This is a genomic window from Gammaproteobacteria bacterium, assembly GCA_029881255.1.
Lineage (GTDB): Bacteria > Pseudomonadota > Gammaproteobacteria > S012-40 > S012-40 > JAOUMY01.
Genome location: JAOUMY010000009.1, coordinates 24,839 through 38,379, shown reverse-complemented (window position 1 = coordinate 38,379; position 13,541 = coordinate 24,839). Strand labels below are relative to the sequence as shown.

At 44.0% G+C, this 13,541-nt stretch carries 13 protein-coding genes; 9 read left to right on the top strand and 4 right to left on the bottom strand.

Features of this window, described 5'->3' with window-relative positions; genetic code table 11:
• The first annotated feature begins 183 nt into the window (after window positions 1-183).
• Window positions 184-1,020: a methylated-DNA--[protein]-cysteine S-methyltransferase gene (locus tag OEZ43_15560; GenBank protein ID MDH5547008.1), complete on the top strand. Its 837-nt coding sequence runs from the start codon at window positions 184-186 to the stop codon at window positions 1,018-1,020.
• Between the two features lie 239 nt (window positions 1,021-1,259).
• Here OEZ43_15560 and OEZ43_15555 read toward each other — a convergent pair whose 3' ends face one another.
• Complete coding sequence (locus OEZ43_15555) at window positions 1,260-1,925, bottom strand: PEP-CTERM sorting domain-containing protein (GenBank protein ID MDH5547007.1); 666 nt, start codon at window positions 1,923-1,925, stop codon at window positions 1,260-1,262.
• A 458-nt stretch (window positions 1,926-2,383) separates the two neighbouring features.
• Between OEZ43_15555 and OEZ43_15550 the strand changes: the two genes are divergently transcribed.
• On the top strand, window positions 2,384-3,640 hold the full coding sequence (locus OEZ43_15550; GenBank protein ID MDH5547006.1) for an Hsp70 family protein: 1,257 nt from the start codon (window positions 2,384-2,386) through the stop codon (window positions 3,638-3,640).
• A 265-nt stretch (window positions 3,641-3,905) separates the two neighbouring features.
• A complete protein-coding gene (locus OEZ43_15545; protein MDH5547005.1) occupies window positions 3,906-4,916 on the top strand; it encodes an amidohydrolase in 1,011 nt (336 codons plus the stop codon).
• 476 nt (window positions 4,917-5,392) lie between these two features.
• Here the strand turns inward: OEZ43_15545 and OEZ43_15540 are convergent, their stop codons facing one another.
• On the bottom strand, window positions 5,393-5,518 hold the full coding sequence (locus OEZ43_15540; protein ID MDH5547004.1) for a hypothetical protein: 126 nt from the start codon (window positions 5,516-5,518) through the stop codon (window positions 5,393-5,395).
• 420 nt (window positions 5,519-5,938) lie between these two features.
• Window positions 5,939-6,808 carry a hypothetical protein gene (locus OEZ43_15535; protein ID MDH5547003.1) on the bottom strand — a complete coding sequence of 290 codons (870 nt, stop codon included), beginning with the start codon at window positions 6,806-6,808 and terminating at the stop codon, window positions 5,939-5,941.
• Window positions 6,809-7,033: 225 nt separating this feature from the next.
• Between OEZ43_15535 and OEZ43_15530 the strand changes: the two genes are divergently transcribed.
• Window positions 7,034-7,357: a S24 family peptidase gene (locus tag OEZ43_15530; GenBank protein ID MDH5547002.1), complete on the top strand. Its 324-nt coding sequence runs from the start codon at window positions 7,034-7,036 to the stop codon at window positions 7,355-7,357.
• Between the two features lie 2 nt (window positions 7,358-7,359).
• Here the strand turns inward: OEZ43_15530 and OEZ43_15525 are convergent, their stop codons facing one another.
• Window positions 7,360-7,869: a TlpA family protein disulfide reductase gene (locus tag OEZ43_15525; GenBank protein ID MDH5547001.1), complete on the bottom strand. Its 510-nt coding sequence runs from the start codon at window positions 7,867-7,869 to the stop codon at window positions 7,360-7,362.
• 430 nt (window positions 7,870-8,299) lie between these two features.
• Between OEZ43_15525 and OEZ43_15520 the strand changes: the two genes are divergently transcribed.
• The 5 genes from OEZ43_15520 (at window position 8,300) to OEZ43_15500 (ending at window position 13,462) form a co-directional block, all read left to right on the top strand.
• Entirely contained in the window at window positions 8,300-9,376 is a 1,077-nt protein-coding gene (locus OEZ43_15520) for an MBL fold metallo-hydrolase (protein ID MDH5547000.1), read from the top strand.
• Window positions 9,377-9,482: 106 nt separating this feature from the next.
• Window positions 9,483-10,502 carry a pirin family protein gene (locus tag OEZ43_15515; GenBank protein MDH5546999.1) on the top strand — a complete coding sequence of 340 codons (1,020 nt, stop codon included), beginning with the start codon at window positions 9,483-9,485 and terminating at the stop codon, window positions 10,500-10,502.
• 6 nt (window positions 10,503-10,508) lie between these two features.
• A complete protein-coding gene (locus OEZ43_15510; protein MDH5546998.1) occupies window positions 10,509-10,895 on the top strand; it encodes a hypothetical protein in 387 nt (128 codons plus the stop codon).
• 275 nt (window positions 10,896-11,170) lie between these two features.
• Entirely contained in the window at window positions 11,171-11,995 is an 825-nt protein-coding gene (locus OEZ43_15505; GenBank protein ID MDH5546997.1) for a class I SAM-dependent methyltransferase, read from the top strand.
• 279 nt (window positions 11,996-12,274) lie between these two features.
• Window positions 12,275-13,462, top strand: coding sequence for a sulfotransferase (locus OEZ43_15500; GenBank protein MDH5546996.1), 1,188 nt, complete (start codon window positions 12,275-12,277; stop codon window positions 13,460-13,462).
• The last annotated feature ends 79 nt before the right edge of the window (window positions 13,463-13,541 follow it).

Below are 13,541 nucleotides of genomic sequence, written 5' to 3'. Positions count from 1 at the left end.
TTCGGGTCGAGTAAACTGGGCTGACCTTCCATAATGTGTTTCTACTAGAAGATATTGTGGACGGCCAGAATCATGAATTATTATCTGAAAAAATTGCCATTGTCACCGGGGCTAGTTCGGGAATTGGGTATGCCACTTCAAAACTATTTGCTAGCGTGGCTTTCGATAGCTGGATAAACAACCATGTCTGACTATGAACGGATAGCTAAGGCTATCTCATTTATAAGTGAACGTATAACTCAGCAACCTTCTCTTGAGGAAATCTCTGCGCATTTGCATATGAGTCCGTTCCATTTTCAACGCCTTTTTTCTAGGTGGGCCGGTGTGACGCCAAAAAAATTCTTGCAGATACTTACCGTAGAACGCGCAAAACAATTACTATCTGAATCTGAATCTAAATCCCTATTGGAGGTTTCAGACGCAGTAGGATTAAGTAGCGGTTCGCGGTTGTATGATCATTTTGTACATTTAGAAGCCGTCACACCAGGCGAATACAAAAAGGGCGGTGCCGGTATTGCTATAGAGCATGCTATACATGCCACTCCTTTTGGAAACATATTTATTGCCATAACTCCAAAGGGAATCTGCAAACTGGCGTTTTTAAGTGGAAATGATACAGATACCCACTTGGACGAATTAATTAGAAAGTGGCCTCATGCTGTTCTGCGTGAAAATTATGAAGGCACGTCTGAAGTTATTGAGTCAATGTTTGCCAGGGATATGAAATTAGATCGGCCACTTTCTATGCATGTTACCGGAACAAATTTTCAAATTAGTGTATGGAAGGCATTGTTGGAAATACCGCCTGGAACGGTGACAAGCTACACTCAGGTTGCGTCTAAAGTAGGAAGGCCGCGTGCTGCTCGCGCCGTCGGCACAGCGATAGGCGCAAATCCAGTCGCTTTTCTAATTCCTTGTCATCGTGTCATACAACAAAGTGGTAAGCTTGGCGGGTATCATTGGGGCGAGACCAGAATGCATGCAATACACGCGTGGGAATCTGCAAGGTACGAACGATAATTTCGCAATGCTCCGTTTTCGCCAACGAGTTTTGCCATTGAATTCCCGCGTCTAGTAGAGAGACTTGGTTTAGTAGTTGTTGCTCAAATGGCTGCTTCCGCTGCAATGCAGTCAGAATCTACTTGGGCATTGATTGTCCGCTTTCGGCAAATCTCTACGTCCGCTTCTGGGCGAAACCGACGTTCATAAACTAAAAAACCCGCTACAAGAGCGGGTCTGTGTGCCGTATAGAATAGATTTTATGCCTTGTGCTTTCTGGAAAAGCTTAGCCCCAGCAAGCCGAGGGCGAATAAGGCAATGGCTGAGGGTTCTGGAACAGCTGTATATCCGTGCAATTGAAAGACTATGTCAAATGAAGAATGAAGCACCCAGTCAGAAGAATTGCTGTAGTTAGCAATTAAAGGATTAGTATAGCCACCTGATAAACTAATCGTCGCACTGGTTGAGCCTATTGGCGATGATCGGCTCTGCCAGGCTAAGCCAGCGTTGTTTCCCCCATTTAGTGCATGAAATCCGAACCAATAGGTAGTGTTTGCGTTCAGCATGACGCTATCGCCAAAGTCAAAACTATAATCAGTTCCTACCAGTTGGGCATTGTCAGCAAGACCAATTGCTAATATGCTGCCGGGTTGATTGGGGCCATTACTGAAAATAGCCCATTCACCGCTCAAATCCCAGAGATTTATACCTCCACCGTAAAGGCCTATGGTCGCTCCGGTTACGGTTGTATTTTGACTTAACTGAAAGTCATCTGCCGACAGTGCATAGTTGAGAGCCGTTCCTCCACCGATTGGGTTGGTCGTATTATCGTAGATGACAGTCGCTTTTGCCTGAGATATCGTTATGAGCGAAAAACACAATAAGCAAGTAGAGAAGAAGTTTGATTTGAAGGAATTGATAAACATAACTAGGCCCCCTCGATATAAAGACTTCAATATTACGTATAAAAATTAAGGCAACTGCTGTACCAAAAAGTAGAATTGTATACTTTACAATGATCTGTATTTCCTAGGAAAATCCTTATGATTAAGGATTGTAAAAAGTATCGACAATTATCTCTTCACATATATACGAGTCAATTTAGAACGTCATGCTTCTGCGATGAGAGATAAACCAGCCACATAGTCAAATAGCTCACATAACTATACTCACGCCTTAACAGCAGCAAACACTGCAAAGCAGACCACATTTATGTGAGTAATTGGCGTCCTATCCAGGTCGCTTATACAATGAAAAAAAACGAATCTACCGTGTCCCCTGATTTCTACTATATTTATCTACTCATTCACATCCATTCTTTTTTGCCGAGATGTAGCGTATATTGTCGACCCTTTTATTTTTACCACGCCAGAGCCCCTGATTCATGAACTCAATTTGCGGTATTGATTTTGGAACATCCAATTCCACGATTGGCGTCGTGGAGCAGGGGCATCCGATTTTACTCCCTGTTGAGCCGGGTCGGGCGAACATGCCCAGTGCCCTGTTTTTTCATTTTGAAGACCACCGCACCAGTTTTGGCAGTGAAGCCATTGATGATTATATCGATGGAGAATATGGGCGTTTGATGCGCTCTTTAAAGAGTATTCTTGGTACGTCTCTGATGAATCAAACAACTCAAGTTGGGATGCGTCGCGTGACTTATCCTGAGATCATCGCTGACTTTATCTCGGAGTTAAAGAAACGTGCGGAAACGCAAACCGGTGAAACACTGACTCAAGTGGTGGCGGGGCGCCCGGTGCATTTTGTGGATGGTGATAAGGAGGCCGATGATTCAGCGCAACAGGCACTGGCGGAAGTCTATCGCGCCGTTGGTTTCAAGGATGTTGAGTTTCAATTTGAGCCCATTGCCGCAGCCTTAAACTACGAGCAACAGTTACACCAGGAAGAGCTGGCGATGATTGTGGATATTGGCGGTGGTACCTCGGATTTTTCCATCATCCGTTTGTCTCCGCAGCGCATACACGCAACAGATCGCTATGCTGACATTCTGGCTACTACGGGCGTGCATGTCGGTGGTAACGATTTTGATCGACGCTTTAATCTATACAAGGCGATGCCTGAGCTTGGTATGCAGAGCTATGTACAGGAGACATCGCGACTACAGATGCCAACCGCTCCCTATTTTCAACTCGCAACATGGCATTTGATACATAAACAATATGATCGGGCGAATATAAACTATATAGAGCAATTGAAACTCTGTGCCGAACAACCCGATTTGATCGAGCGTCTACTCAAGGTGTTAAAAGATCAGCAAGGGCATCGCCTGATTACCCATGTAGAGGCCTGCAAAATTAGTCTATCTGAACATCTTGAAGCTGAGCTTGATCTGGCGTTTATAAAACCCAATTTACGACCACAGTGTCAGCGTGCGGAGTTTGATCAAGCCACAGAGAAAGAGCTGGCGAGCATTGATCAAACCATTCGGCACACTTTATCGCAAGCGCAGATTTCCCCTGAGCAAATCGATAGCATCTTCTTAACCGGTGGTACTACCGGCCTACCTTCTGTGCAACATGTAGTGAAGAACGTCTTTCCGCAGGTGAATGTGGTGGAGGGTGATCGATTTGGGAGCGTTGGTACAGGATTGACGCTGGACGCAATGCGGCGTTTCGGATAGGTAAGAATCGGGTCAGAAGAATTGTTTCAAATGTAAGCCAGCTTGGATATTAGAAATAATTGTTCTCCGGACCCGGTTTGTTCATGCCCATCGAGTACGTAAAAAATTAGCATCATACTCGGGAATACTGAAGTTATCGTTTACTAGGCATTGCAGAAATTCTCCTCACTCAAAATGCCCATCATTTTGACATGTTTATTTTGTTGATCGATACTATAGGTGAGGGTATCCGAGATGATACAAATGGCTAAAGGAGTAAAGCGTCATGGAATTACGTACTCGAACTTTGACTCGTCTATTACAGATTATTTTGCTTGGTTATGCATCTCAAGTTGTTGCATGGGACGATATCTATTTCGTCGACGCGCACAGTCAATTTGATGCGAACGTGACACACGATATAATGCTCGACCGCATGGTGAACAATCAAGTGAAAGCGACGATACTGGCCACGCGTGGCCCAAGTGCGCTAAACGAACGACAAAAATCCTTGTTTGATTTTACGCAATTGGCAGCTGGCTCTTCTGTAGAAATATTGCCCGCGTTAAGGAGCAAAAGCAGTTTATATTTCGATGGTACCGATAGTGAAGCCGATGTTCTCGCGTATAAGGATTTTCTTGAAAAACAACTGATTTATCCAAATAACAACGGGTATTCTATTCCTTACCGTGCTACTGGCGAAGTGCTGAACTACCACCAAAGTAAGAGCGAAGATATTCCGCTGGTTATAAAATCCCTATTTTCACCTTACGTACAGGAAACCTTGAATATAGCCAAGAATAAAAATTGGCCATTCATAGTCCATCTGGAATTTGGCGCGATGACGAAGGAGGAGTTTCTACATTATCGAGACGAACTTGAAAAACTTTTGGACGACAATCCTACTCATAATTTCATACTTATACACATGGCGCAGCTTGATCTTGCTCAAACGCTACGTATGCTGATGCGCCATGACAACGTCTATTTTCTCACATCACATGCAGATCCCCTTGCGGCCGCTACTATATTTCCTTGGACGAATCTCTTTGAACCGGATGGGAATGGTGGTTATCGATTACAACGACCGTGGCAAAATGCATTTAACCATCATAGCGATCGCTTTATTTTCGCGCTAGATAATGTGTTTGTTGTGCACTGGCAAAATCAATATAACGAAAAAATTAAGTATTGGCGAACTGCGTTATCTCAATTGAAATATCAGGCGGCGCATAATATCGCGCATTGCAATGCCGAACGTTTATGGAATATCAGTTCAGAATACAGCTGCAATTGATAAAGTTACTGTGACAAACCTGCATCAGAGGGCATTTGTATAAATGCCCTCTGATGCTTCGAATAACTATTGCCGATCAGTCTGGCGGCACTCGAGGCAACCCCACATTGGTGCCTGCCTAGCACCGTGAAAAAAGAAATCGTTTGAAAAGTATGTTTAATACACGAGAATGCAAAAAGGCATAGCAAGAGAATAGTGATTCAATGATGTATGGGGGGTATTGCGGGGCTATTCGGTTCGAGGTAGAGGCGCTAGGTGAACCGGATGGGTGCGATGGTAATGTTCGCTCTCTTGACACCCACTCTATAAAATACATATCGGAAAGTTTGATGGCATAGACTGGGAGGACGACGCACCCGCACTTGCCATACTTTGCAAAGAATCTTAGTGGCTAACTGGGGTATTCCGTGCCCGCCCCAGGCCGTAACTGTCGAGAGTAACGGCCAATTACTATTAGTAGCAAAATAAAACAGAGCTTATTGCTTGGACTTTATCTCGGCTTCATATGCAACATATTTCCGACTCATTACGTAATTTAAAACAATTGCGAAAAGGCTACCACCAACGAGTAACAGTGCAAGCAAGTCTAGTGAGCTAATCATATGTTTATTCCTTTACTAGTTGAAAAAACTCATTTTCGATTCAGCCATCACTTCAAAACATCGACAACATGGACAAATGGTAATCTTGCGTTCATGAACGAATTCTGAACAAAAGCGTTCACAGTTTCAGAATTATAAAATAGTCTTTTCCGTCTATAAGCGTCGGGAATAAAAATAAAAAGGCGTGCGTATCAATTACGGAATAAGACCAAGCATTACACTCGGACTCGCTGGAGTTATTGTTGACTGTATTGTTATGAAATAGAACGCATAGCGAAATTAGTTCCGGCGGAAACGGAAGTCAGACAACGAAAGAAGTCATTAGCCATATTCAAATAGTTTTCGGGAAACCTGAGTGTCCGGTGCTAGCCGGTAGCATAGATTGGATTGGTGTTCGAATCACCACGCCTACGTTTGAATCTACTTATCATCACTCCAAACGATATATTTTGACACCTCTTCGTGTTCAACAAAGGAGAGAGTTGTTAAGGGTGTTACGATGTCGTATGAAATAAACTGTTGTTCACTTTCGCAGTCTTCTCGTGAGCAGGTGTAATAGGTGACAGAGGCGTTTATTGCGTCACCGTTCTCCATCGTCACAATGATTTCAGCCTGATGGGTTGTGTAATAGGGGTGAGGACTAGGGCATTCCACAAGGTATGAAATACTATTTCTTATGATCTTCGCGTCGCAGTGTTCACGGATCGTAGTGGATTCAATTGTGATCTTGCCCAATTCGGAATCAATCAATGTGGCAGTGAATTCATTCGTCGTAGCATGGTTCGACATTTGAACGAGTTCATCATTCACGTATACCGAATCTAGCTCTGTAGCATTGAAGTCGATCTGCGCCCTCGTCGCTTCGAGAAGATGATACTCTCTCTTTGATTGCGTTTCAATTATTCCCTCGCGATATGATGTAGGTGGGTAGGTGGAATTCAGTTGCCACATAACATCGACGGTTGTCTGGATGCGGCGTCCTTCGTTCGGGTTCCAGGCGCGTATTTCCTCTCCTGTACTTTGATCAACCTGATTTGCCGGTATTGAGTACGAAAACTCGTGCGCGATAAAAACAGCGTGATATGGGTTATACCCATGGGATGTAATAAGATCGGAGTGAGCACTATTGTCATAGAGTTTTGCGGCATCTTCTGGAGACAGGCCCCCAGATTGTGTAAGCTCATTGCCAGGTATGCTTCCTGAATCGTTGCTTGACAGGCCGAGGAGTTCCTCGAGTTGACAGCCAGTCGTGAGTAGTAAAAAAGTGAGTGTAATCGTAGATGCGCGCATTCGTCGATTTTACATTTGAAGGGAATAGGATGCTAGAGGTTCGTCCATTATCTCTTTTCTGAAAAGCAATAAATAATTTCTGACTTCATCTTTACAAGGGGGAGTGTTGTCAGGCGTTTCTACTAAAATCGGCTGCTTCCTTGAAGTGAGTATTCGGATATTCGCAAATTGTGAGATAATGCCCCGATTCCACAAGCTCACAAATGACACGAGAAAGAAACCGGCATGGATCTAGACAGTTGTAGTTCAAGCGAGCCATTCGCATTGCAAGTTGTTGATAACAGTATGGAGCCCGAGTTTAAAAAGGGTTGCATCATAATGATTTCCCCTGATGGCGCAGTCAAACATGAGTCTTATGTCCTGGCGATAGTGGAGAACGGCTATATATTTCGTCAGTTGCTCATCGAAGACGGACAGTGGTTTTTATCCCCACTGCACGAAGACTATTTACATGAGAAACGGCCTATCGAAAAGGAGGCCATCCGCGGTGTTATAGTTTCACAATCCGGTACACGTGGTAGACGGTCTGAGAGGAAAAATTACACCTGATTTTATAACTTCACGCCCAATACCGATGCAATCATTTTAATCGTTTCCGGGCTATCCCATTCCTTAAATCCCCTCACTTTCTTGAGTACTTTGCCATTGGCATCAATAAGCAGGGTAACGGGTATGGTATTAGCGCCTAGCATGTTTTCCATCATGAGATTCTTGTCGGCGTAGTTATCGAAAGTTATTCCCTCACGCATGAGAAAATAGAAAGCCGCATTAGTGTCATCATCGGTGGAGATACCGATAAGGTTAAATTGTTTGCCACCATAGCGTTTGTGCAGGTTCTCCAATGATCCCATCTCTGCTTTACACGGACCGCACCAACTTGCCCAGACGTTTATGATTAGCGGCTTTCCGCGCAGTGAGGACAAACGTAGAACATCACCACCGAAGCCTTGCAATGTTGCGTCGCGCAAAACACCGCCAACCGGAACCTCGCCAGGTGTAAGGGCATAGGCGCTGGGAAAAATCAGGGATAGCAGCAAAATGAGTGAGTGGTAAAATTTCATGGCAATAGCGAATAAATTTATGGGGTTTGATTATAAAGGATTGGTCACTTGACTTAAAGCAAGCTCGGTGTCAAAGAAAACACGACACAGTAGGTCGAATACGATGATGAAGTTTAATCTATTTGAACGCACATTAGGATGATTCGGAGCGAACACCAGTGACAAGTCTGCTATCAGGAAGAAGGCATCCCATATGGGACATCATCATCTCTTTCGGTCTTGAAAAGGAAGTTTGTCTGGCAAATAACTCTGATCTGTACCAAGAATGGGCAATGTCAGGTCAAACTGAAACATTATTGATGCAAGTATAGCTTTATCAGTGTCCGCCTATGGCAATAGCTGAAACTATGTATTCTCCACTAAAAACGTTATAACATTGCTGTTAAATAGGCTTTTCGGATTAATTTACTACCTAACTAGAATGATAATCGTGAATGCGCCTTTCAAACGACTACTTTTATGTCTTGCTTTTGTTTTCAACGGTGGTTTCGCTTTTGGTGGACAGAATTCCGGCGTAACAGACAACATGCCTAAACATCATATCGCTAACGGTTTTCAGAATTATCCATATGTAGAGACGGCCGCGCCTAAAGGTCTTTTTTTCTATCTTCGACGGTTTTGGGGTTCTGTTGTCCTTCCGGACATTCCTGACGGGCATGTTATATCTGAGGAAATGTCGCTACGTTTGCTTGAAAGCTACGAAGATTCGCGCATAACCTGGTTAGGTCACGCATCTTTTCTGATTACGGTCTCCAAGGTAACTATTTTAACTGATCCTTTTTTGACGGAATTCGCGAGCCCTATATCGTGGGCGGGACCTCGGCGCTTTGTAGAATCAAGTATACCCATAGAAAAGCTTCCGCCAATAGACGTTATATTGCTTTCTCATAATCACTACGATCACTTGGATGAAAGAACCATTCGACGAATTGCAAATAAAGAGCGGATTCATGTTGTAGTGCCGCTAGGGGTGGGGTTACTTTTTCGTGAAAACGGCTATACAAATGTTACTGAGCTTGACTGGGGAGAATCCGTGGAGGTACGAAATACAGTCTTCACCTCTCATTCAGCAGTTCACGACTCTGCACGCGCCACGGATGACCATAATAAGACGCTATGGTCATCGTGGTCCATCGTTAGCGATGAAAAGCGTGTTTTCTTTATTGGTGACTCCGGCTATTCAAATTCCATCTATAAAGAAGTCGGAGAACAGTATGGTTCATTCGATTACGCGGTCTTACCCATCGGTGCCTATGAGCCAAGAAAACTAATGTGGATGTCACATTTTACGCCGGAAGAAGCGGTCAAGGTCGGAAAAGAGTTGCGTGCAAAAAACCTGATAGCATCCCATTGGGGAACTGTCAGCAGCTTATCGGATGAGCTTATGTGGGAACCGCCGAAACGTTTTTTTAACGAGGGGCTTTCACTTGGTTATGGGGAAGATACGCTTTGGATAATGAAGATCGGCGAAACTCGTCCTATGATATTTACGGATAGCGGAGATTAATATGTTGCCGATTGTAAAGGGTGGGGTACTTATTGTGGCCACTATTATTGCTAGTATTAGAAAACAGGGGGATCTTACCCCGCTTGATACGTAAAGAGGTGTAGCCATGAATCAAGGCCCGGTTTTAAAAACTATCCCACTCGATTTTCAGTGGCCGACGCCCGATCCTTTTTTGTTTTGTGTACATCACTACGATGCCTATCCAGAAGGGAATGACAAGATGGGCCCTGCGCCAAATTTACTATCAGGTCGCAATATTGGCAGCGACTTTGAACCTCGGAACGGTTGGCGCATGTATCATGGCGATACGGTACCCGGCTTTCCCGTGCATCCTCACCGCGGGTTCGAGACTGTTACTATTGTGCGAGATGGCATAGTGGATCATGCCGATTCCATGGGGGCCGCAGGCCGATATGGTGCGGGTGATACCCAGTGGATGACTGCCGGCAAGGGTGTGCAACACAGCGAGATGTTTCCGCTCATTCATCGCGACAAGCCCAATCTCATGCAACTATTCCAGATTTGGATCAATCTTCCACGGAAGAGCAAATTCGCGGAACCGCATTTCACGATGTTCTGGCAGGAGAAAACGCCGCGCAAGGTTTTTGAAGACGACAAAGGCGCGAAAACACAGGTCGAAGTTGTGGCGGGTAAGCTAGAAGATATAACGCCCCTCGCACCGCCGCCGGAATCATGGGCCGCCGACAATACAAATGAAGTGGCCATCTGGATTATCGACATGCAAGCCAATGCCAGTTGGACGCTTCCCGCTGCAAGCGCCGGTGTGAATCGTATGCTTTATTTCTATGACGGTGAATCACTCGGTATCGGTGACACCAGGCTCGAAGTAAAGACCGCTGCCGTTATGCAAGCCGAGACCTCAGTCATACTCCAGGCGGGTAATCAGCCTGTGCGTATCCTCATGCTACAAGGTAAACCAATCGACGAACCGGTAGTACAATACGGTCCCTTCGTGATGAACACGCGCGAAGAAATTCAGCAGGCCTACAATGATTTTCAAGCCACTCGCTTTGGCGGCTGGGTGTGGAAAAAAAGAGACCCGGTGCATCCGCGAGAAAAGCCTCGCTTTGCCAGGTTTGTAAATGGGCGAGAGGAGTTGCCGTAGGCTGTAATGGAATACATAGCCGGTATTATCACTGCCCTATGCGTAGCCTTGCCTGCGCATGCTCTCAGATTTGATAAAGACACGAGTTTTTATCCGACGATTCTAATCGTTATTGCGCTTTACTATGTTCTGTTTGCGGCAATGAGCGGAATAGCAGCGTCAATAGTTGCAGAGTCTATGATAGCGCTGCTATTTATCGGAACAGCAGCGTTTTCAAAAAAATTTCCATTTCTCGCCGTAGGACTTGGCCTGATTGCGCACGGCTTGTTTGATCTGATGCACAATCAGTTTATTGAAATCAGCACGGTGCCTTTGTGGTGGCCTGCCTACTGCGCAACTGTCGATGTTTTACTGGGTCTTTGGGTTCTATACTTATGGCGTTTGCGGACATAGGGAGTTGCTGCTCCACTTACTTTTTTGTCAACAACTTGAAGTGGATCCTACTTTGGGTGTCTTGAGCGCATTCAGTCTCAAAGGGTGAATACCACAGAAGATAACGCTATACTGGGCGCCGTTAAGTTTGTTGTGATGTTGATTGATTTATATAAAAACCATTAATCGGAAGAAAAAATTGTTTATAATTGTGCCATTCAAGTTGAAGAACAGCTAAGTAACAAGAGTCTGGCTATTCATGCTTTTTTGCTGACAATTCTATGGGGAGGTATTTGATGAATGTTTCGGATTACCAAGCGTATCACAAGATAATTACTTCCTCATATGATGAGCGAAGCAAGTCATATGGGCAAAGTAATTGGCATAGGTCGTTAGCAGTGCAATTGGTAGATTATCATCCTCCACAAGAGGGTGACTCGGTATTAGATATAGCTACAGGTACTGGGTCTGCAGCTTACCATTGTTCCGGTTTGGTTGGTCGGTCCGGTCGAGTGTTCGGGATAGATTTGTCGCAGGGAATGATATCAGAAGCAGAAAAACTAAAAGAAGTTTCATTGCATGACAATTTGACTTTTAAGGTTATGGATTCCGAGGCGCTAGACTTTCCTGAGAATAGCTTTGATCGAATTTATTGTGCTTCAGCCTTCTTTTGGATTGCTGACAAGCCCAGAGCATTAGCGAATTGGCGCCGTATGCTAAAGCCGGGTGGGTTGCTTGGGTTTCATGCCTGGCCTGAAACTTCATTCGTTTGTGGTTGCATTGCGAGAAGGGTACTGAAGAACCACGGGATTGAGTATCTGGCGAATTCTCCTACCGGGTCAATGGCAATATGCGAAGCATTATTGAGAGACTCGGGTTATTCGGAGGTCGAAATCAAGGAAGTCAAAGATGGTCACTTCATGTCTCTAGAAGAGGCCAAAGACGGATGGATTTCAGAGGAGGACTATCCAATCGGGCAGTATCCACACCCAATCACAGCAGTTCCACAGGAAATACTAGAAAAGGCAAAGCTGGAGTATTTTGCAGAAATGGACAAGCTTGCGGTAGAAGAGGGCGTTTGGAATGATATTACGACGTATTACGTTTACGGTGTTAAATAGTAGTTTGTCCGTTTGGAATATGGGGAAGTAGATTTCATCCTGGATCTAAGAATATCTCGAGCAGGATACCCTGGGTGACTTGAGTCAACGGATATTGTATAGAAGATAAATGGACCTGAACTGTTTCCGTAGCGATTGAGGCGTACCTAACGTAATACTTACTTTGTCGTCGTAGACATGTGTAATGCGTTATAGGGCGGGGTAAACTTCTTAGAAAATTCGCATTTATCGGCTCCACTCGGTATGTGATAGGAAATTGCAATTGTGGGTATTTTATAGATGTCAAGAATAACTAGATTGCCTGTTGTATACATTGTAACCACGGGGCGAAATGGAAGTATTTTTTTTCAAAGTCTTCTGGATAGTCATCCTCAAATTCTCATGATTTCTCAAATTTTCCAGTACCCAATGTTTTGGCGAAAAAATGGTGAATTCAATAAGGAGCAATTAGTAGATAAATTTGTCGAATTCTTTCCCAATCTGTTTAGTATTAACAATGTCTCTTTCCTAAAGTTCGACGAGTTGGGTGAAAATCAAAATGAAATCGTTGCTGTTTCAGAACAGCGTTTTAGAACAAAGCTTCTGGACCTGCTATCATATGCTGATGAAGTCTGCGAAGAAGACTTTTTTTATGCTGTGCATTACGCGTATGACTTTGCGCGAACTGGAAAGGATGCAACAGATAAAAAGATTATTGTTCATCACATTCATGATGTATACGAGTTGTTGACGGTCAAGCCCCTCCATAGTGATGCCAGAGCGATAGCGTTAAGTAGAGATCCTCGGGCCGCCATCAAATCGACTTTTGTCAGCAAGACTAAAATCACGGAACATTGCAATATAGCTTATTTTTACAGGCAGGTTATCACGTCTTTGATGGATATATCTGAACTCACAAGAAATAGAAAGAATCTGGATTGCGCCGCGCTGAGACTCGAGGATATCCATAATTTTCAGAAATTGATCCTGGAACGAATCTGCGAATACATAACGATTGACTTTGACCCTGTACTGCTTGAAAGCACTATCTATGGGTATAAATGGTGGGGTGACAGCGCGACTGAGAGGAAAGTAAATGGCTTTATTGAGAACTTTGAAGATAACTCTTGGTTAAGCTTTTATTCCAATATGGATATGAAGGTTATGGCGTACTTTTTCCGTAATAGGTTTGCTAACTTCGGATATGATCCAAAAGTAAAAGCTGTAGGAAAATATATGGCCTTTATGTTACTGTTGTTGCCGATGAAAGCTGAGCGTGAGTACCTTGTCAACGGATCTTTAGCGGGCATTCGAGGCGGGGTATTCTTCGTAAGGTTGTGGAGAGTTATTTACTTGGGCTTTAAGTTTAGAAAAATGCTGTTTAAACAAGATAAACTGATCAATACAAATTATTTTTATATAAATGTGTTACAGCCCAAGTCCTCACAGAACTTTAATCATGGACAGAAGATGCCAAACGTTGCTTAAAACTTCGTTGCGAGAACCAGGTTTTGAGTGCTGTATTTCGAATTAGCATTAGCTTGAAAATGGAAGCACAAACACCATT

What these genes read in the sequence shown, in the direction of transcription:
- OEZ43_15560 (MDH5547008.1), top strand. Translation starts at nt 184, where the DNA reads ATGTCTGACTATGAACGGATAGCTAAGGCTATCTCATTTATAAGTGAA.
- OEZ43_15555 (MDH5547007.1), bottom strand. Translation starts at nt 1,925, where the DNA reads ATGTTTATCAATTCCTTCAAATCAAACTTCTTCTCTACTTGCTTATTG.
- OEZ43_15550 (MDH5547006.1), top strand. Translation starts at nt 2,384, where the DNA reads ATGAACTCAATTTGCGGTATTGATTTTGGAACATCCAATTCCACGATT.
- OEZ43_15545 (MDH5547005.1), top strand. Translation starts at nt 3,906, where the DNA reads ATGGAATTACGTACTCGAACTTTGACTCGTCTATTACAGATTATTTTG.
- OEZ43_15540 (MDH5547004.1), bottom strand. Translation starts at nt 5,518, where the DNA reads ATGATTAGCTCACTAGACTTGCTTGCACTGTTACTCGTTGGTGGTAGC.
- OEZ43_15535 (MDH5547003.1), bottom strand. Translation starts at nt 6,808, where the DNA reads ATGCGCGCATCTACGATTACACTCACTTTTTTACTACTCACGACTGGC.
- OEZ43_15530 (MDH5547002.1), top strand. Translation starts at nt 7,034, where the DNA reads ATGGATCTAGACAGTTGTAGTTCAAGCGAGCCATTCGCATTGCAAGTT.
- OEZ43_15525 (MDH5547001.1), bottom strand. Translation starts at nt 7,869, where the DNA reads ATGAAATTTTACCACTCACTCATTTTGCTGCTATCCCTGATTTTTCCC.
- OEZ43_15515 (MDH5546999.1), top strand. Translation starts at nt 9,483, where the DNA reads ATGAATCAAGGCCCGGTTTTAAAAACTATCCCACTCGATTTTCAGTGG.
- OEZ43_15510 (MDH5546998.1), top strand. Translation starts at nt 10,509, where the DNA reads ATGGAATACATAGCCGGTATTATCACTGCCCTATGCGTAGCCTTGCCT.
- OEZ43_15505 (MDH5546997.1), top strand. Translation starts at nt 11,171, where the DNA reads ATGAATGTTTCGGATTACCAAGCGTATCACAAGATAATTACTTCCTCA.
- OEZ43_15500 (MDH5546996.1), top strand. Translation starts at nt 12,275, where the DNA reads ATGTCAAGAATAACTAGATTGCCTGTTGTATACATTGTAACCACGGGG.